This window comes from Massilia scottii (genome assembly GCF_030846495.1).
Classification (GTDB): Bacteria; Pseudomonadota; Gammaproteobacteria; order Burkholderiales; family Burkholderiaceae_D; genus Telluria_A; species Telluria_A violaceinigra.
On record NZ_JAVCWM010000040.1, the window covers coordinates 1 to 18,496 of the forward strand.

An 18,496-nucleotide genomic window follows, 5' to 3' on the forward strand; every position below is an offset into this window, starting at 1 on the left:
GATTAGAAACGAATTAAATTGCCTAACCGGGGTCAGACCTCCGAATAGAAACTAATTGCTGATGATCCTACATAAAGTAGCGCCTGACGCCCCCCGGTAGAAGTCCAGGTCTACATATACGCACCCGGTGGTGCTACTGCAGAGCTAAAATCAGTGGACGATGCGCAATTATTTCGAATTGGAGGTCTGACCCCGGTTGTAGGAATCTACGTGGCTGGGGCGGCGAGTTTGCGCTGGCGTTCTTCGCGCGGGGTGTTGCCGAACAGGGCGCCGAAGGCGGTCGAGAAGTGCGATCCGCTCGAGAAACCGCACATCAGCCCGACCTGGACGATCGAGTAATGCGTGTCGAGCAGTAACTGGCGCGCGCGCTGCAGCCTCAGCTCCAGGTAGTAGCGCGACGGCAGGCTGCCCAGGTATTGCTTGAACAGCCGCTCCAGCTGGCGCCGCGATATCCCCACCAGATTGGCGATGTCGTCCGTCGACAGCGGTTCTTCGATGTTCGCTTCCATTAAGGTCACCGCTTCGGTCAGCTTGGGCTGCAGGGCGCCGAAACGCGCCTGCAAGGCCACCCGCTGCCGCTCTTCCTTGCCGCGCACGCGGTCGATGCACAGCGTTTCCTTGATGCGCGCCTGGACCCCCGCCCCGAAGATGATCTCGACCAGGTTCAGCGCGAAGTCGATGCTGGCCGCGCCGCCGCAGCAGGTGAGCCGGTTGTCGTCGATCTCGAACAGGTTCGGGGTGAACAGGGCGCGGTCGGCCACGGTGTCGACCTCGGCGTACAGCGCCCACGGCAGGGCCGTGCGCACGCCGTTGAGCACGCCCGCGTCGGCCAGCCACAGCACGCCCGCCCCGACCCCGCCCCAGAACGGCGCGGCGCGGCAGCGCTCGATCAGGATGCGGCTGTTGGCCGGCTTCAGCGAGGCTTGCGCTTCGTCCGCCACGAGCAGCACCAGATGCCAGTGACGCTGGGCGTCGGCGGCAAACTTGTCGGGACTGCGCACGTCCACGTGCAAGCGCTCGGGGCCGAGGATCTTGGCAGCCAGGCGCAGCGGCTGGAACAGGCCGGCCCAGGTCAGCGCATCGGGTTCGCCGGCGTTGATGAGGAGCACGCGCAGCGGTGTTTCTTGCGCCAGGCGGGCGAGTTTGGCTAGTGGCATTGGACGGGCATGGGTGCGTCTGCAAAGTGCGTCATAACAAAGGGACCAGCGCCGGCAAGGCGCCTCGGAATTCCATCGGCTGACTATCATACCGGAGATCAACGAACCTGCCCGGGCCCGGCCAGCGGCCGCCATGCCATCCGGCCCGCTGCGCGCTGTATCAAATCAGCATCAGTGCGACCGCTACCGGGGCTGCCCAGCCCGCATAAGCCCGCGCGCCGCCGTCAAACCGGGCGCAGCCAGCTATAATCACGGCCTATGGGGGAACGTTATTTAAGGAGTGTGCGCTTGCTGGCCGAGTGCCTGCAGAGCTTCGAGCGCTTTTCGGGCGAATCCGTGCGCCAGTGCGGCTTGACGCATGCCCAGTTCGATATCATCGCCACGCTCGGCAATACGCAGGGCATGACGTACAAGGAACTGGGCGAGAAAACCTTGATCACCAAGGGCACGCTGACCGGCGTGATCGACCGCCTGGAACAGAAGGGCCTGGTTGCGCGCGAACGCAGCTGCGACGACAAGCGCTCGTTTTACGTGCGCCTGACCGCGCAGGGCGAGGCGGTGTTCCAGGAAGTGTTTCCCAAGGTGGTCGAGCAAGGCAGGCAATTGTTTTCGTCGTTCTCGGACGCCGATTTCGATACCATCGATGCCAGCTTGGGCAAACTCAAGCAAGTGATCGCCGACCATGCCGTTTGCCCCACATTACAACAACACAAGGAAGAAGATTGAAAACGACTCTGCTCGAAGGCAAAAAGCCCGCCCATTTTGACAAGCACATCATCGGCAACCTGCTGCTCAACGTGGCCACCCCGGACGAAGTGCGCCAGGAAAAGATGCTGATCGGCGTGCGCAACGAAGCCGGCGAGATCTATCGCCTGATCGGCGCAACCAAGCTCAACAGCTTCATGAATGCAGTCGAGGAATTGTTCGACCTGGGCCTGGTCGATGAGCTGCAGGATACCGAAGCGACCCAGGATGGCTGCGACGCGATCTTCAGCGAGCCCTGATTGCCAGGCCGTGTCCGCCGGCCAGCCCCGTGACAGGGGTGTCCGGGCGGCGCGTAGATAAATGCTTTAAAGCACGTTTTTACGACAAACACGGCTGGGTTATCGGAGTATAATTTTTTCATGGACAGACTCGAAGCGTACAAGAGCATCGCTGCTCAAGCAAGCCGGGGGGAACTGAGTTTCCCGACCAACGTCGACGCCACGCTCAAGCTGCAGCGCGCGCTGAACGATCCCGACTGTCATGCCGATACGGCGGCCCGCCTGGTGCAGGCCGAGCCGCTGCTGGCGGCGCGCACCGTGGCGATCGCCAATTCGGTCGCCTATAACCGTTCCGGCAATGAAGTGACGAATGTCCGCACGGCCGTGCAGCGGGTGGGTTTCCGTACCCTCAACGCGCTGGGCGCGGCGGTCATCGTGCGCCAGCTCGACAGCAAAATCACCGAACCCTCCCTGCGCGCCAAGGCCAGCCAGCTGTGGCAGCACTCGGCCCACGTGGCGGCGCTGTCGCAGGTGATCGCGCGGCGGGTGGCCAACCTGGACCCGGAAACGGCGATGTTCGCCGGCATCGTGCACGAGGTGGGCGGCTTTTACATGCTCTCGCGCGCGGACGAGTTCCCGGGCCTGTTTGAAGGCGAGCCGGACGACTGGATCGAACATGGCGAACAGATCATCGGCCGCTGCGTGCTGCAACGGCTGGGCGTGCCGGCGCCGGTGATGGCGGCCATCGAGGCGCTCTGGGTCGGCATGCGCGCGCTGCCGCCCGAAACCCTGGGCGACACCCTGCTGCTGGCGAACGACCTGGCGCCGGTCCCCTCGCCCCTGTACGAACGTGCCGGCGCGACCTCGCGCCAGGCGGCGGCAACCATCGACTTTGTCATCGGCGATGGCACGCTCAACAGCATCCTGGAAGAATCGGCTGCCGAAGTGAGCAGCCTGACCTCGGCCCTGATGTAAGCCGGCGGCGCGGCGTCCTGCCGCGCCTGCTTTTCCCCTTGCCTGTTTTCCGACGCGTTCCGTCCGGGCAAAAAAATGCCCGCTGTATCAAAGCGGGCGAAGTCCAAAACTAGGGATGTCCTGAAAGAGACAGTTCCACTATAGTCTGCGGCATGCCCCCCCTTCTGTGCGTGAACACACACAACTGAAAAATTCCATGTGGAAACTTCCTTTGTGTTGACGGAAAGCATGCACAGAGGGGATGGAAACCCATAAAACTTTTCAAAATGCCAACGCGATCAGTGACCCCATGAGCAAAACAAGCAGCAGCAAGAGCCGGGCAAGCGGAAAAACCACGCTGGCGGCGGTGGCCGTGCATGCCGGCGTGTCGGCGATGACCGCCTCGCGCGCGCTGAACCAGCCGGCGCTGGTGTCGGCGGCGGTGCGCGAACGGGTCGAGCTGGCTGTTGCCGAACTCGGCTACGTGCCGAACCGCGCCGCGCGCGCGCTGGCCTCGGCGCAGTCGAACGTGATCGTGGTGCTGGTGCCGTCGTTGTCGAATGCCGTGTTCACCGCCGTGCTGGAAGGCATCCAGGATGCGGTGGAGGCCAGCAACTACCAGCTGTTGATCGGCAACACCCGCTATTCCGATGCCGAGGAAGAAAAGCTGCTGGGCATTTATCTGCAATCGAACCCGGACGGAATTTTGCTCTCCAGCCTGAGCCACAGCGCGCGGGTGACGCAGATGCTGGCCGCCTCGGGCGTGCCGGTGGTGTCGATGATGGACCTGGGGAGCGCGCCGGGACAGTTGTCGGTCGGGTTTTCGCAGTTCGACGCGGGCTACGCGATGGCGCGCTATCTGATCGGGAAGGGCTACACCCGCATCGGTTTCATCGGCGCCCAGCTCGACGAACGCACCCTGCGCCGCGCCGACGGCTACCGCAAGGCCATGAGCGATGCGGGCCTGCTCGATGCGCGCCTGGAGCTGATGGTGGGCGATCCGTCGACCATCGCGCTGGGGGCCGAGCTGCTCGGGCGGATGCTGGACCAGGCGCCCGACTGCGACGCGGTTTTCTGCTGCAATGACGACCTGGCGCATGGCGCGATTTACCAGTGCCAGCGGCGCGGGATCGCGGTGCCGGGGCAACTGGCGGTGTGCGGGTTTAACGATCTGCCGGCGTCGGCATGGATGACGCCATCGGTGACCACGATCGACACGCCGCGCTACCAGATCGGGTTCGAGGCGGCCAGCCTCCTGTGCGCTGCGATCAAGGGCGAGACGCCGCCGGTGACGCGCATCGATCTGGGGTTTACGCTGATGGCGCGCGAGAGCGCGTAGGCGCTTTCCCGTCGTACCCGCGCCAAGGCTAAGGCACAAATACATCCAGCCGATACTCCGCCCCCGCCACGATCCCCGTCATGCGCGCCTCAGGTAAAAATTTACCCGCATACCTGACCATCACGCCCTTCACATCCGCGCGCTCTACGTGCACGACAAAGCGCGCCCCGCGAAACTCGCGCTCCACATCCATGCGCTGCCACGCGGCCGGCATTTGCGGATTGATCGTCAGCCCGTCGGCATCGCCTTTGAGGCCGCACAAGCCCTCGACAATGCAGCGGTACACCCACGACACGGTCCCGGTATTGAACAACTGGCTCGACCTGCCCGCCGTGCGCGGATACTCGCGGTGCGCGCCCCGGTAGTAATTGGGAATGAACACCGGCAGCTGCCCGCGCTGCAGATAATCGGCGTCGTCCGGCCCCGGAATCATCTGGCGCAGCAGCATGTGCGCGCGCTCGGACTCGCCGATGCGGTACAAGCTGAAAATGTAAAAAACCGCCGCGTGGTTGTACACCGCGCCATTTTCCGCCGACCCCGGATGCTTCTGCGTCACACGCCCGACATCGTCGCGCATGGCGCTGTACGGCGGCGCGAACATCGTCACGCCGTAGGGCGAATACAGCTGGCGCTCGACTTCGGCCAGCATGCTGGCCGTCTGCGCGCCATCGGCCGCTCCGCTCAGGATCGACCACGCCTGCGGATTGAGGTAGATACGCCCTTCCGCATCCGCGCTCACGCCGAACGCCACGTCGTCATCGGTGATGCCGCGCGCGAACCAGGCGCCATCCCACAGATGGGCGTTGGCCGCCGCATTCATCGCCGCCGCCCCATCGCGAAAGTGCTGCGCCTGGCCGGCCTCGCCGCATTGCTCGCACACGCCAGCCCACAGCTTGAGCGCATACGCCGCCGCCACCGTCAGCCAGCCGGACACGCCGCGGCCCTTGTAGCCCACCATGTTCATCGGATCGCACCAGTCGCCCTGCGCGATGAACGACAGGCCGCGATGATCGCGTTCGGCCAGCAGCCAGTCCATGGCGCGCCCCACGCGCGCAAACGCGCTCTCGCTGCGCCCGGCCGCATCGACCACGGCGTCATCGAGCATCGCATAATCGGCCGTCTCGTCGAGATAAGCCTGCAGACACACGGGCAGCCACACGCAATGGTCGGTGTGCGGCACCTGGTTGATGTACTTGAGCTGCGCGCCGGCCGCCAGCAGGATCCCGTCGGGCATCGCGCCGGAGGCTTCCTGCTGGCTGAGCGCATGCAGGAAGGCGGCGCGCATCACGGACGGACGCACAAAGCTCATGCCCATATTGTCCTGCAGGTAGTTGCGCGTCTGCGGGTCGGTGGTGAGGCGGTTCACGTCGCCGTGGTAGAACACCTGGCGCGGCAGCCAGTGGTTGACGAAATTATCCAGTTCCTTGTCGGGCGTGGAGATGCGTGCGCAACCGCGCCCGCCGGCCACGTAAGCCTGCGCCTGCGCGGCGGCACGGGCAAAGCCCTCTTCGCTCAGCCAGGTGCTGCGCAGGGCCGCGATTTCGGCGTCGTCGAAGGCGGGGCCGAACAGGAAGCGCTGTGTGCTGGCCGCGCCGCCGGCCAGCGCCAGCTGGTAGCGCACCACCGCGGCCGGGGTCTCGTAGCGCGCGTCGCCATTGGCGAGCGCGCCGCCCTGCAGCGCCGACGGGTTATGCAGGCCGCCCTCGCCTTCAAAGGCGGCCTGGTTGGCCTCCCACGAATCGGGCACCTGCTCGCACAGGAAGAAGGTCTTATCCTTGAAGTCCTTGTTCTTGAAGTAGTCCGCCACCTTCTGATACGGCGTGACGCTGCTGGCGACGATGCCCTGCAGGTCGGCGCGGTACTCGGCCGACTGGTTCATCCAAGACATGTACCCGATCGGGAAGTACGGCGTCACGCTGATCCTGCGCGGGCGGCCGGACAGATTGGTGACCCGCAGCGACCACAGTTCGACCACCGCGTCCGGCGCCAGGCAAAGGCGCAGGTCGATACCGATGCCGAGGTGTTCGACGTGCCAGGCCAGGTCGCTCTGGCCGACCGAAAAGCTGAAGCGGTCGAGCGCCGCGCGTACCGGCTCGTAGGGGGCGGAAAACAGTTCGCCCGTGTCTTCGTCCTTCACATAAAAGAAGCGGCCCGGATGGTGCGCAAAATAGGCCTGCTCCGGCTGCATGAAGGACTTCGCTTCCATGTTCGGCGCGTGCGCGTACCTGGCCGGTTCCGGCTGCATGAACTGGGCCACCGCGTAGCCGCGGCAGGTCACCTGGATCATCATCTTGCGGTTCCACAGGAAGCCGGCGGCGTGCGGCATCGCGGTCGGGCTGCTCAATTCGTAGCGGGCACCGTCGTCGGTGGGGCGTAACATAAAACGTCTCCGGAAAAAAGCGTTACAGCGGCACCTTGCGCGCCGTCAGGTCGGCCTGGATCTGCCGCAGTTTGTGGCTGTCGAGGTTATAGAAAAACATGACCGCCACCGCGAGCAGCGCGAACAAGGCGGGAATGACGGACATCAGCCAGACAATCCCGGCTTGCGAGCCGCTCGACTGGGCCGCATTGGGCACGTAGCCGAGCGCCGTGAACACGGTGCCGATCACGCCCACCGCCAGCGCCGTGCCCAGTTTTTGCGAGAACGTGGCGGCGGCGAAGGTCATCGCGGTGGCGCGCCGGCCATTGCGCCACTCGTTATAGTCGGCCGTGTCGGCATACATCGAAAACGCCAGCGGGGACTTCGGCCCCAGCACCAGGCCAAGGGCAATCTGCAGCGCGTACATCGCGCCGATCTGGGTAGCGTCGACGAAGAAGAACGCCGCGGAGAACAGCGCGGTCAGCGACATCAGCACCATCATCAGGGTCTTCTTGTCGACGAAGCGCGTCATCAGCGGCGTGAGGGCGGCGCCGGCGGCGGCGGCGGCCATGTAGGCGGGCAGGAAGGACTTGAGCAGGTCGGGGCGCTCCACCACATACTTGAAGTAGTAGGCGGCGGTGGTGGTGCGCAGGGTGATCGACACCATGATGATCAGCGCCAGGAAAAACAGCACCATCCACGGGCGGTTGCCGGCCAGGTCGCGGATATCGTCGCGCACGCGCGTTTTTTGCCGGGGCGGCGGCGCGATGCGTTCGCGCGTATTGAAAAACGTGACCACGAACAGCAGCGAGGCGAGCACGCCCCAGGCCAGCATGGTCAGCTGCCAGCCGCGCCGGGTCGCGTCCATGCCCTCGCCCGCACCCAGGAGGCCGACCATGCCTGGCGTGGCGGCCGTCACCAGCATGCTGCCGGCGAAGGCGAAGATGAAACGCAGGCCGTTGATGGTGGAGCGCTCCTGCGGCTCGGCCGACATCACGCCGGACAAGGCGTTGTAGGGGATGTTGATGCAGGTGTAGCACACCATCATGAGCAGATAGGTGCCGTAGGCCCAGGCCAGCTTGCCGTTCTCGCCCAGGTCGGGCGTGGTGTAGGTCAGCACGCCGGCGCCGGCCAGCGGCAGCGCCATCCAGACCAGATAAGGGCGGAACTTGCCGAAGCCGGTGCTGGTGCGGTCGGCCACGGCGCCGATCAGGGGATCGGTGAACGCGTTGACGATCTTAATGACGAACATCATCGAGGCGGCAGCGGCGGCCGAGATCCCGTACACGTCCGTGTAGAACATCATCAGGAAGGTCGCGATATTGGCCCAATAGAAATTGAAGCCCATATCGGCCAGGCCATAACTGATCTTTTCACGCCACGGCAGCGGTGTTGCACTCAACGGGGGCTCTCCTCGATGGACGGCGACCGTCGTGCGGTGCCGATCTGATGTTAGCGCTAACATCACGACATCAAGTATGCCCACGCTGCCCATGGGTGTCAATGAAGAAATTGCCTAACCGGGGTCAGACCTCCGATTAGAAACAAAAAAGTTTCGATTGGGAGGTCTGACCCCGGTTAGGAAAGTTTTTATCCGGCTTCGGTGTTTTTCCAGAGGTCGCGCTGGCGCAGGCGGTCGAACCAGCGCATCAGGTGGACGAAGTCGCCCAGCGGGAGCTTGGCTTGCTCCAGGTACATCAGCGGCGCGACGACGGCGATGTCGGCCAGGCTCAGGGCCTCTCCCACCAGCCAGTCATGCTGCGCCAAGTGCCCGTCGAGCACGGCGCCGAGCTTGCGCAGTTCGCCCTCGGCACGTGCCACCTCGGCCGGGTCGGCCTCGCCCATGCCGATCATGCCCTTCCATAAGTTCTCGAACGACAGGATGCTGACCGTCTCGGCAAAATGCTGGCTGCCCCAGAACAGCCAGCGGTTGACGTCGGCCCGCACCCGCGCATCCTGCGGATACAACTGCTGGCCCGGCGTGATGTCGCACAGGTATTGCATGATGGCGCACGATTCCCACAGCAGGAAGTCGCCATCCTGCAGCACCGGCAGCTTGCCGTTCGGGTTGATTTCGTGCAGGCGCGTACGGTCGCCTTCGCTCATCAGGTCGACATTGACGATGTCCAGCGGCAGGCCAAGCTGCTCGGCGACCATCAGCACGCGGCGCGCATTCGATGACAGGGAATTATGAAACAGGCGCATGATGCAGCTCCGTGAAAAGTTGTTGGAGCGGCCATGATAGAAGCGACCCGCGTCAGTTTCTGTCAGGAGTCGTCGCTCATGCACATCTCGGCGCGCCAGCGCTTGATGAGCTCGTGCCGGTGTTCGGGATAGCGCTCGCCGTCCGAGGCGGCACTGGCGATGCGGTCGATGCGGAAGTGGCGGTTGGCGCCGCGCAGCTCGCACCAGGCGGCCAGCACCCGCGCGCCCTCGAAAAAGGCCAGCGCGAACGGCCACACGGTGCGCTCGGTCGCCACGCCGCCGGCGTCGCGGTAGCCGATGCGCAGCTTGTGCTGGTCGCGGATCGCTTCGCGCGCGGGGCGCACGAAGGCGGTCGCCTCGGGCGCGCCTGGCCCGACCGGCACCCACAGGCTGGTCTCGGCGATGCAGTCGCGCAGGTCCTTCGGCGTGGACGTGGCGATCTTGGCCAGCGCGTTCGATGCCGCCTCGGCCAGCGCGTCGTCGCCCTGGCGCCGCACCCAGCGCGCGCCCAGTACCAGCGCTTCGAGTTCGTCGGTGGAAAACATCAGCGGCGGCAGGAACAGGCCGGCGCGCATCATGTAGCCGACACCGGCCTCGCCAACGACCGGCGCGCCGAGCTCCGACAAGGTCTGGATGTCGCGGTAGATGGTGCGTTCGGAGACCCCGAGGCGCTCGGCCAGCACGGCGGCCGTGACGGGCCGGCGGTGGCCGCGCAGGGCGTCGAGCAGCAGGAACAGGCGGTTGGTGCGGCTCATGGCGGCGGGCGGACATAAAACATCATGGTTCGGCGGCGATGTGAAGGATGACACGGCGCAGCCATGAAAAATGCCGCGCAGCGTGAGCCGGGCGGCATTGTTCAGGGAGCGGCGGGACTGCGCTTAAACGACGGCGCCGTCGGTTTCGTCCTTTTCCTTGACCGGCTTGATCAGGTCTTCGCGTTTCACGCCCAGCCACATGGCGATGGCGGCGGCGACGAACACCGACGAGTAGATACCGAACAAAATACCGATGGTCAGCGCCATGGCGAAGTAGTGCAGGGTCGCGCCGCCGAAGATCAGCATCGACAGCACCATCATCTGGGTCGAGCCGTGCGTGATGATGGTACGCGAGATGGTGCTGGTGATGGCGTTGTCGATCACTTCCTCGACGCTGGCCTTGCGCTGCTTGCGGAAGTTTTCGCGGATCCGGTCGAAAATAACCACCGATTCGTTGACCGAGTAGCCGAGCACCGCCAGCACGCCGGCCAGCACCGCCAGCGAGAACTCCCACTGGAAGAAGGCGAAGAAGCCGAGGATGATGACCACGTCGTGCAAGTTGGCCAGGATGGCCGAGACGGCGTACTTCCACTCGAAGCGGATGGCCAGGTAGATCACCACGAACACCACCACCATGATCAGGGCGCTGATGCCGTTGTGGGCCAGTTCGTCGCCCACCTGCGGGCCGACGAATTCGACTTTCTGGAGACTGAGCAGCTCGGCGCCGGCCGGCGAGCGGCAGGCATCCTTGGCCACGCTCTGGCCCTTGACCACGGTATCGATCCTGGTGACCGCGCCGCCTTCGGATTTGCACAGCGCGCCGAAGACGACCTGGGAACCGGTCGAACCGGCCACTGACTCGATGATCGGCAGGCGCAGCATGACTTCCTGCGCGGTGCCGAAGCTGGAGACTTCAGGCTGCTCGTAGCCGAGCTTGATCAGGTCGGTGCGGATCTTTTCCTGGTTGGCCGCGTTCGGGTACTTCAGCTCCATCACGGTGCCGCCCTTGAATTCGACCGACAGGTGCAGGCCGCGGGTCACCAGGAAGAACACGGCCGCCACGAAGGTCAGCGCCGAAATCACGTTGAAAATCAACGCATGGCGCATGAAGGGAATATCTTTCTTGATGCGGAAAAATTCCATCTTGAGTCCTGTTGTAGTAAGTGCTTGTTATTTCGTGACCGACAGGCCAGGAGTCCAGACAGTACCGATCGAGACTTTGTTCAGTTTTTTGGTGCGGCCGTACCAGAGGTTGACCACGCCGCGCGACACGAACACGGACGAGAACATCGAGGTCAGGATACCCAGGCAATGGACCACGGCGAAGCCGCGCACCGGACCGGAACCGAACACCAGCAGGGCGATGCCGACGAACAGGGTGGTCACGTTGGAGTCCAGAATGGTGGCCCAGGCGCGCTCGAAACCGGTGGCGATCGCCTTTTGCGGCGACTCGCCGGCACGCAGCTCCTCGCGGATACGCTCGTTAATGAGCACGTTGGCGTCAATCGCCATGCCCAGCGCCAGCGCGATCGCGGCGATGCCCGGCAGCGTCAGCGTGACCTGCAACCACGACAGCAGCGCCAGCAGGAACAGCAGGTTCGAGGCCAGCGCGATGACGCTGAAGATACCGAACATGTGGTAGTAGATGATCATGAAAATGGCGATCGCGGCAAAGCCGTACACGGTCGAGTACAAGCCCTTGCTGACGTTTTCTTCGCCCAGTTGCGGGCCGATCACGCGTTCTTCGATGATTTCCATCGGTGCCGACAGGGCGCCGGAGCGCAGCAGCAGCGCCAGTTCGTTGGCCTTTTCCATCGTGCCCATGCCGGTGATCTGGAAGCGGCTGCCCAGTTCACTGTTGATGGTCGGTGCCGACAGCACGGTGTACTTGCCTTTTTCCTTGAGCAGGATGGCCATGCGCTTGCCGACGCGGTCGCGCGTGGCTTCGCGCATCTTGCGTCCGCCATCGCCATTGAGGTCCAGGCTCACGGCCGGCTGGTTGTTCTGGTCATTGGTGCCGATGGCGCTCGAAATATAGTCGCCGGTCAGGTTCACGTCCTTGAGCAGCACGATCGGACGGCCCGTCTCGTCGGTGAACAGTTCGGACGTGAGCGGAATCGTGGAGGCCGATTCCATGCCCGGCACCACGGTATCGTCGACCATGCGCATTTCCAGCGTGGCGGTGCGGCCGATGATGTCCTTGGCGCGCGCTACGTCCTGCACGCCGGGCAGCTGCACCACGATGCGGTCGCGGCCCTGCTGCTGGATGATCGGCTCGGACACGCCCAGTTCATTGACGCGCTTGGACAGGGTCGAGATATTCTGCTTGACGCCTTCTTCGATGGTGCTCTGGAGCGCTTCCGGCTTGAGCGCGACGACCAGTTTCAGGCCGGTCGCGTCGGACGCGTCGGTCAACAGCAGGTCGTTCGACTGGCTTGCCAGCAGCTGGCGCGCGCGGGTGCGGTTACCGGCATCGGCAAAGCGCACTTCGATGGTCTGGCCCACGCGCTCGATGCCGGTGTGGCGCGCATCGTCCTTGTCGCGCAGCTGGCTGCGCACGCTCGACTGGATGCCCTTGATCTTGGTCTCGGTGGTCGCGGCCACGTCAACCTGCATCAGGAAGTGCACGCCGCCGCGCAAGTCCAGCCCCAGGTTCATCGGCAGCGCGCGCAGCGCCTGCATCCACTGCGGCGTGTTCTTCACCAGGTTGACGGTGACGATGTAATCCGGTTCGGCCGGATCGCGGTTAAGCGCCTTCTCCAGCGCCAGCTTGGCCTTGAACTGCGCGTCGGTGGTGGCGAAACGCGCACGCACGGACGTTGTGCTGCCAGTCCCGTCCAGGCTCAGGCCGTCGGACTTGATGCCCGCTGCCGCGAGGGCGGCTTCGACCTGGTCGGCCGTGCTGCGGGTGATCTTCAGGGTCGAACTGCCTGTCGTCACCTGCAGCGCGGGCGATTCAACGAAGTAGTTGGGCGCCGTGTACAAGGCGCCGAACAGCAACGCAATGACGATGAGAATGTATTTCCAGACGGGATAGCGATTCATAGTGTTCCAGCGTTCAATGTTGAGCAGGCAGGCGGCACAGGGCCGCCCATCAGGCTTACAGGGACTTCATCGTGCCGATTGGCAACATCGTGGTGATCGAATTCTTTTGGACGACGATGTGGGTATTGCTCGCCACCTCGATGGTCACGTAGCTGTCGTTGACCTTGATGACTTTGCCCAGGATGCCGCCGGCGGTGACGACTTCGTCGCCCTTGGCGAGCGCGTCCATCATGGATTTCTGTTCTTTCGCGCGTTTCTGCTGCGGACGGATCATCAGGAAATACATGACCACGAACATCAGAATCAGCGGCAGGAAGGTGGACATATTGCCCATCAAACTGGTATCGGCGGCAGCGGGAGCGGCTTGTGCGTAGGCGTTGGAAATAAACACGGGGGACTCCGATATTGAGGTTAGTTTCGTTAAAAAATCAGCGCTGTATTCTAGCACCGGAGGCTGCGGGCAAACCAATTCGACCTATTTGGCTGCCATCTTCATTTTTGCAAGCGGCCGAAAGTTATTTAATTTTCAACAACCACGGGCGGCGTTACCGATTTCACCCATGTTTCCTAACCGGGGTCTGACCCCGGTTAGGAAATTAGTGCCGAATGTGCAACTGGGTCAGACGCCCCGGGCACGGCCGGCGTTGAATTCGAGGCGGAAGGCGTGGAAACGGTCGGCGTCGATCGCGTCGCGCATTTCGCTCATCAGCTTCAGGTAGTAGTGCAAATTGTGGATGGTGTTCAGGCGCGCGCCCAGGATTTCCTTGGAGCGGTGCAGGTGGTGCAGGTAGGCGCGCGAAAAATTCTTGCAGCAGTAGCAGTCGCAGCTCTCGTCGAGCGGCCCCTGGTCGTCCTTGTAGCGCGCATTCTTGATCTTGACGTCGCCAAAGCGGGTAAACAACCAGCCATTGCGCGCGTTCCGGGTCGGCATCACGCAGTCGAACATGTCGATGCCGTTCGCCACCCCGGCCACCAGGTCTTCCGGCGTGCCCACACCCATCAGATAGTGCGGCTTGTTGGGCGGCAGGCGCGGGCCGACGTGTTCCAGCATGCGCATCATGTCTTCCTTCGGCTCGCCCACCGACAGGCCGCCAATCGCGATGCCCGGGAAGTTGATCTCTTCCAGGCCCGCCAGCGACTCGTCGCGCAGGTTCTCGAACATGCCGCCCTGGACGATGCCGAACAGCGCGTTCGGATTTTCGCCCTGCGTGAATTCGTTCATCGAGCGCTGGGCCCAGCGCAGCGACATGCGCATCGATTGCGCCGCTTCCAGCGACGTCGCCGGGCGCCCGTCGATTTCATACGGCGTGCATTCGTCGAACTGCATGACGATGTCGGAGTTGAGCGCGCGCTGGATCTGCATCGATATCTCGGGCGACAAAAACAGCTTGCTGCCGTCGATCGGCGAAGAGAACTTGACGCCCTCCTCGGTGATCTTGCGCATCGCGCCCAGCGAAAACACCTGGAAGCCGCCGGAATCGGTCAGGATCGGCTTGTCCCAGCCCATGAAGCCGTGCAGGCCGCCGAACTTGTTGAGCACCTCGGTGCCCGGGCGCAGCCACAGGTGGAAGGTGTTCCCCAGGATGATCTGCGAGCCGACCTCCTTCAGTTCGACCGGCGACATCGCCTTGACCGAACCGTAGGTCCCGACCGGCATGAAGATCGGGGTTTCGATGACGCCGTGATTGAGCGTGAGGCGGCCGCGCCGCGCGTGCGACAGGCCGCTGGTGTCGGTCTTGAGAAGTTGGAAGTCGAGCATAGTTTGTCTGGTCTACTTATTGTCGGTCGTGAGCAGCATGGCGTCGCCATAGCTGAAGAAGCGGTACTGGCTGGCGATGGCGTGCGCGTAGGCGGCGCGGATGGCATCATAGCCGGCAAAGGCCGACACCAGCATCAGCAGGGTCGATTTGGGCAGGTGGAAGTTGGTGATCAGGCGCGACACCGTCTTGAAGGTGTAGCCGGGCGTGATGAACAAGGCCGTGTCGGCGCTGCCGGCGACCAGCTCGCCCGACTGCGAGGCCGATTCGAGCGCGCGCAGGCTGGTGGTGCCGACCGCCACCACGTCGCGCCCGGCCGCCCTGGCGGCGCGTACCGCGTCCACGGTTTCCTGCGGCACGGTGTACCACTCGGTGTGCATCTTGTGCTCGGCCAGCGCCTCGACCCGCACCGGCTGGAACGTGCCGGCGCCGACGTGCAGGGTAACGTAGGCGAAGTTGACGCCCCTGGCCTTCAGGGCGGCCAGCAGCGCTTCGTCGAAGTGCAGGCCGGCCGTGGGCGCGGCGACCGCGCCCGGTTCGCGCGAGTATACGGTCTGGTAGCGCGTTTCGTCGAATTCGTCGGCATCGTGTTCAATATAGGGCGGCAGCGGCAGGCGCCCGTGCGCTTCGATCAGCTCGAACACGTCGCCATCGAAAACGAGGGTGAAGAATTCGCCGGCGCGCTCGCCCGCGGTGACGTCGAAGGCGTCGGCCAGGCGGATGCGGTTGCCGGGCTTGGGCGACTTGGAGGCGCGCACCTGGGCCAGCACGGTGCGGCTGTCGAGGATGCGCTCGACCAGCACCTCGACGTTGCCGCCGGTTTCCTTGACGCCGAAAAAGCGCGCCTTGAGCACGCGCGTGTCGTTCATCACCAGCAGGTCGCCGGGCGCGAGCAGGCCGACAATATCGGCGAACTGGCGGTCGACGATGTGCGTCCCGTCCAGGTGCAAGAGGCGGGAAGCGCTGCGGTCGGGCAGCGGCGTTTGCGCGATGCGCTCGGCGGGCAGGTCGAAATCGAAGTCGGAGAGCGAGTACATTCTGCTAATTTTGTAAAAAAGAGGGTCAAGAGCCGTACAATAAGGGCTCACGCGTGCAGGGCAACCCTCTATTTTACCCCCTTACGCACTGAAGTTGCTTCAATATGCCGCCGACCAAACCGAAAACACCACCGAAAACCAACGAAAGCAAGCTCGCCAAGCTGGGCCTGCACACCGACATGGACCTGGTGCTGCACCTGCCCATGCGCTACGAGGACGAGACCTGCGTGGTGTCGATCCGCGAAGCCTGCCTGCGCGGCGGCCATGTGTCGCAGGTCGAAGGGGTGGTCACGAAAAACGAGATCAGCTTCCGCCCGCGGCGCCAGCTGCTCGTCACCATCGCCGACGAGAGCGGCGACCTGCTGCTGCGCTTCATGAATTTTTACGGCAGCCAGGTCAAGCAGCTGGCCGAAGGCACGCGCGTGCGCGCCCGGGCGGAACTCAAGCATGGCTTTTTCGGGGCCGAGATGGTGCACCCGACCTACAAGGTGATTAACGAGGGCGCGCCGCTGCCGACCGTGCTCACGCCCGTGTATCCGTCCGGCGAAGGCTTGTCGCAGGCGATTTTGCGGCGCGCGATTGCGGACGCGATGAAGCGCATCGACTGGCGCGATACCTTGCCGCCGTCGCTGCGCGAGGAAATGAACCTGACCGACTTCGAGCCGTCGGTGCGGCTGCTGCACTATCCGCCGCAGGAAATCGACGCCCATTCGCTGGTGGAGCGCTCGCACCCGGCCTGGATCCGCATGAAGTTCGACGAACTGCTGGCGCAGCAGCTCTCGCTCAAACGCGCGCAGCGGGCGCGCCGGGTCAAGGGCGCGCCGGTCCTCAAAGCGATCGGCACCCTGTCGGAAGCGTTCCTCGGGCAGCTGCCGTTCAAGCTGACCGGCGCGCAGCAGCGCGTGCTCAAGGAAATCCGCGCCGACCTGAAAAATGGCTATCCGATGCAGCGCCTGCTGCAGGGGGATGTAGGCAGCGGCAAGACCGTGGTGTCGGCGCTGGCCGCGGCGCAAGCCATCGACAGCGGCTACCAGGCGGCACTGATGGCGCCCACCGAAATCCTGGCCGACCAGCACTTCCGCAAGATCGCCGGCTGGATGGAGCCGCTCGGCGTGAAGGTCGCGTGGCTTACCGGCAGCCTGAAAAAGAAGGACAAGCTGGCCGCCACGGCGATGGTGGAATCGGGCGAGGCGCAGCTGGTGATCGGCACCCACGCGCTGATCCAGGACTCGGTGCAGTTCGCGAAACTGGGGCTGGTGATCGTCGACGAGCAGCACCGCTTCGGCGTCGGCCAGCGCCTCACCTTGCGCAACAAGGGCAGCAACGGCAAAACGCCGCACCAGCTGATGATGTCGGCCACGCCGATTCCGCGCACCCTGGCGATGACCTATTACGCCGACCTGGAAGTGTCGGTCATCGATGAACTGCCGCCGGGGCGCAGCCCCATCGTCACGCGCGCGATCGACCAGAACCGGCGCGATGAAGTGATCGAGCGGGTGCACGCGGCGGCGCTGGAGGGACGCCAGATTTACTGGGTCTGTCCGCTGATCGAAGAATCCGAGGCGCTGCAATTGCAGACCGCGACCGATACCCACGCCATGCTGGCCGAAGCGCTGCCCGATTTGCAGGTGGGGCTGGTGCACGGGCGTCTAAAGCCGGCCGAGAAGCAGGAGGTGATGGATGCTTTTACGGCGAACGAGGTGCAGGTGCTGGTGGCCACCACCGTCATCGAGGTGGGGGTGGACGTGCCGAATGCCTCGCTGATGGTGATCGAGCACGCGGAGCGCTTTGGCTTGTCGCAGCTGCACCAGCTGCGCGGGCGCGTGGGACGCGGGTCGGCGGCCAGCGTGTGCCTGCTGCTGTATCAGAGCCCGCTGGGGCCGATCGCCAAGCAGCGCTTGATGACGATGCGCGAGACCACCGACGGTTTCGAGATCGCGCGCAGGGATCTGGAGATTCGCGGACCGGGCGAGTTTTTAGGGGCGCGCCAGTCGGGACAGGCGATGCTCAGGTTTGCGGACCTGGAAACCGACCAGTGGCTGGTGGAACAGGCGCGCGACGTGGCGCACAATCTGATTCATGAGGCGGTCGATGATGTGGTCGAGGCGCACCTGGCGCGCTGGCTGGGCGGGCGCGAGGAGTTCTTGAAGGTCTGAAGCCGGCCCGCCACGCCCGCGCTTACAAGGAGCGCGCGGACCAGATCAATTTGCCGCCCAGCGCGGCCATGACGCCGCCGGCCGCCCGGTCGATCCACGCCTTGTAACGCAGGTACCAGGCACGCGGACGCTGCGACGACAGCGCAATGGCCACGACGACGTACCAGCCGGCCTCGATGACGAAGACCATCAGCGCCAGCACGAGCGCCAGCATCAGCGAAAATGACGGCGGCAAAAACGCGGTGAATACGCTGGCGTACACAATCGCCGTCTTCGGGTTGCTCAGCTGCGTTACCAGCCCTAATGAAAACGACTTGCCAAGCTGGCGGCGCTGGCGCGGCGCGACGTCCTGTCCGAGCGCCAGGGGCTGGGCCGCGCCGCGCCAGATCCGGTAGCCGAGATAAATCAGATAAGCGCCGCCAGCCGCCTTGAGCACCATATACAGCCAGGGCACATTGGTGAGGACGACGTGCAGTCCGAGCAAGGCGATTGCAGCGAACAAGACGCCACCGATACCCATGCCGACCGAGGCGGCGATGCCATCCATGCGCGACGCGGTCACCGCGGTGCGCGCCACCATGATAAAACTCGGCCCGGGGCTCATTGCACCCAGCCCCAGGGCGGCGGCAATGCCGGCGATCAGCGTCAATTCGTTCACAAGCAGTCCTCGGTCAGGTTGAATGGAACGACAATGCTAGCAGTTTTCCGAGGGAAATTTTGACAATATTTCAACACGAGCCGGACCGCCG

At 64.1% G+C, this 18,496-nt stretch carries 16 protein-coding genes; 5 read left to right on the forward strand and 11 right to left on the reverse strand.

What is annotated here, in order from left to right:
- Positions 1–206: 206 nt before the first annotated feature.
- Positions 207–1,157 carry a GlxA family transcriptional regulator gene (locus tag RBA41_RS31465; RefSeq protein WP_306628295.1) on the reverse strand — a complete coding sequence of 317 codons (951 nt, stop codon included), beginning with the start codon at positions 1,155–1,157 and terminating at the stop codon, positions 207–209.
- Between the two features lie 258 nt (positions 1,158–1,415).
- On the opposite strand from RBA41_RS31465, the gene RBA41_RS31470 reads away from it, so the two are divergent.
- From RBA41_RS31470 to gntR, 4 genes are all read left to right on the forward strand, one after another.
- Positions 1,416–1,883 carry a MarR family winged helix-turn-helix transcriptional regulator gene (locus tag RBA41_RS31470; RefSeq protein WP_306628296.1) on the forward strand — a complete coding sequence of 156 codons (468 nt, stop codon included), beginning with the start codon at positions 1,416–1,418 and terminating at the stop codon, positions 1,881–1,883.
- Positions 1,880–2,161, forward strand: coding sequence for a hypothetical protein (locus RBA41_RS31475; RefSeq protein WP_054265065.1), 282 nt, complete (start codon positions 1,880–1,882; stop codon positions 2,159–2,161). The genes RBA41_RS31470 and RBA41_RS31475 overlap by 4 nt, the downstream gene beginning before the upstream one ends.
- Positions 2,162–2,281: 120 nt before the next feature.
- Positions 2,282–3,115, forward strand: coding sequence for an HDOD domain-containing protein (locus RBA41_RS31480; RefSeq protein WP_306628297.1), 834 nt, complete (start codon positions 2,282–2,284; stop codon positions 3,113–3,115).
- A 289-nt stretch (positions 3,116–3,404) separates the two neighbouring features.
- Complete coding sequence (gene gntR / locus RBA41_RS31485) at positions 3,405–4,433, forward strand: HTH-type transcriptional regulator GntR (RefSeq protein WP_306628298.1); 1,029 nt, start codon at positions 3,405–3,407, stop codon at positions 4,431–4,433.
- A gap of 28 nt (positions 4,434–4,461) precedes the next feature.
- On the opposite strand, the gene RBA41_RS31490 is transcribed toward gntR, so the two are convergent.
- The 9 genes from RBA41_RS31490 to queA form a co-directional block, all read right to left on the reverse strand.
- Positions 4,462–6,813, reverse strand: coding sequence for a GH36-type glycosyl hydrolase domain-containing protein (locus RBA41_RS31490; RefSeq protein WP_306628299.1), 2,352 nt, complete (start codon positions 6,811–6,813; stop codon positions 4,462–4,464).
- A gap of 22 nt (positions 6,814–6,835) precedes the next feature.
- Positions 6,836–8,287 carry an MFS transporter gene (locus RBA41_RS31495; RefSeq protein ID WP_374709629.1) on the reverse strand — a complete coding sequence of 484 codons (1,452 nt, stop codon included), beginning with the start codon at positions 8,285–8,287 and terminating at the stop codon, positions 6,836–6,838.
- 95 nt (positions 8,288–8,382) lie between these two features.
- Entirely contained in the window at positions 8,383–8,997 is a 615-nt protein-coding gene (locus tag RBA41_RS31500) for a glutathione S-transferase family protein (protein WP_306628302.1), read from the reverse strand.
- Positions 8,998–9,059: 62 nt separating this feature from the next.
- The gene (locus RBA41_RS31505) at positions 9,060–9,752 is read right to left on the reverse strand and encodes a helix-turn-helix transcriptional regulator (RefSeq protein ID WP_306628303.1); all 693 of its coding nucleotides are present in this window, start codon (positions 9,750–9,752) and stop codon (positions 9,060–9,062) included.
- Positions 9,753–9,875: 123 nt separating this feature from the next.
- Entirely contained in the window at positions 9,876–10,895 is a 1,020-nt protein-coding gene (secF, locus tag RBA41_RS31510; RefSeq protein ID WP_306628304.1) for a protein translocase subunit SecF, read from the reverse strand.
- A gap of 27 nt (positions 10,896–10,922) precedes the next feature.
- On the reverse strand, positions 10,923–12,797 hold the full coding sequence (gene secD / locus RBA41_RS31515; protein ID WP_306628305.1) for a protein translocase subunit SecD: 1,875 nt from the start codon (positions 12,795–12,797) through the stop codon (positions 10,923–10,925).
- A gap of 55 nt (positions 12,798–12,852) precedes the next feature.
- The gene (yajC, locus tag RBA41_RS31520) at positions 12,853–13,188 is read right to left on the reverse strand and encodes a preprotein translocase subunit YajC (protein WP_306628306.1); all 336 of its coding nucleotides are present in this window, start codon (positions 13,186–13,188) and stop codon (positions 12,853–12,855) included.
- Positions 13,189–13,416: 228 nt separating this feature from the next.
- Positions 13,417–14,556, reverse strand: coding sequence for a tRNA guanosine(34) transglycosylase Tgt (tgt, locus tag RBA41_RS31525; protein ID WP_306628307.1), 1,140 nt, complete (start codon positions 14,554–14,556; stop codon positions 13,417–13,419).
- Between the two features lie 12 nt (positions 14,557–14,568).
- Complete coding sequence (gene queA / locus RBA41_RS31530; protein ID WP_306628308.1) at positions 14,569–15,591, reverse strand: tRNA preQ1(34) S-adenosylmethionine ribosyltransferase-isomerase QueA; 1,023 nt, start codon at positions 15,589–15,591, stop codon at positions 14,569–14,571.
- Positions 15,592–15,695: 104 nt separating this feature from the next.
- Between queA and recG the strand changes: the two genes are divergently transcribed.
- Complete coding sequence (gene recG, locus RBA41_RS31535) at positions 15,696–17,747, forward strand: ATP-dependent DNA helicase RecG (protein ID WP_306628309.1); 2,052 nt, start codon at positions 15,696–15,698, stop codon at positions 17,745–17,747.
- A 22-nt stretch (positions 17,748–17,769) separates the two neighbouring features.
- Here the strand turns inward: recG and RBA41_RS31540 are convergent, their stop codons facing one another.
- Complete coding sequence (locus RBA41_RS31540) at positions 17,770–18,405, reverse strand: LysE family translocator (protein WP_306628310.1); 636 nt, start codon at positions 18,403–18,405, stop codon at positions 17,770–17,772.
- Between the last annotated feature and the right edge of the window lie 91 nt (positions 18,406–18,496).

What these genes read in the sequence shown, in the direction of transcription:
- secF (WP_306628304.1), bottom strand. Translation starts at nt 10,895, where the DNA reads ATGGAATTTTTCCGCATCAAGAAAGATATTCCCTTCATGCGCCATGCG.
- RBA41_RS31500 (WP_306628302.1), bottom strand. Translation starts at nt 8,997, where the DNA reads ATGCGCCTGTTTCATAATTCCCTGTCATCGAATGCGCGCCGCGTGCTG.
- RBA41_RS31490 (WP_306628299.1), bottom strand. Translation starts at nt 6,813, where the DNA reads ATGTTACGCCCCACCGACGACGGTGCCCGCTACGAATTGAGCAGCCCG.
- gntR (WP_306628298.1), top strand. Translation starts at nt 3,405, where the DNA reads ATGAGCAAAACAAGCAGCAGCAAGAGCCGGGCAAGCGGAAAAACCACG.
- RBA41_RS31470 (WP_306628296.1), top strand. Translation starts at nt 1,416, where the DNA reads ATGGGGGAACGTTATTTAAGGAGTGTGCGCTTGCTGGCCGAGTGCCTG.
- queA (WP_306628308.1), bottom strand. Translation starts at nt 15,591, where the DNA reads ATGTACTCGCTCTCCGACTTCGATTTCGACCTGCCCGCCGAGCGCATC.
- secD (WP_306628305.1), bottom strand. Translation starts at nt 12,797, where the DNA reads ATGAATCGCTATCCCGTCTGGAAATACATTCTCATCGTCATTGCGTTG.
- recG (WP_306628309.1), top strand. Translation starts at nt 15,696, where the DNA reads ATGCCGCCGACCAAACCGAAAACACCACCGAAAACCAACGAAAGCAAG.
- tgt (WP_306628307.1), bottom strand. Translation starts at nt 14,556, where the DNA reads ATGCTCGACTTCCAACTTCTCAAGACCGACACCAGCGGCCTGTCGCAC.
- RBA41_RS31465 (WP_306628295.1), bottom strand. Translation starts at nt 1,157, where the DNA reads ATGCCACTAGCCAAACTCGCCCGCCTGGCGCAAGAAACACCGCTGCGC.
- RBA41_RS31505 (WP_306628303.1), bottom strand. Translation starts at nt 9,752, where the DNA reads ATGAGCCGCACCAACCGCCTGTTCCTGCTGCTCGACGCCCTGCGCGGC.
- RBA41_RS31495 (WP_374709629.1), bottom strand. Translation starts at nt 8,287, where the DNA reads ATGGGCAGCGTGGGCATACTTGATGTCGTGATGTTAGCGCTAACATCA.
- RBA41_RS31480 (WP_306628297.1), top strand. Translation starts at nt 2,282, where the DNA reads ATGGACAGACTCGAAGCGTACAAGAGCATCGCTGCTCAAGCAAGCCGG.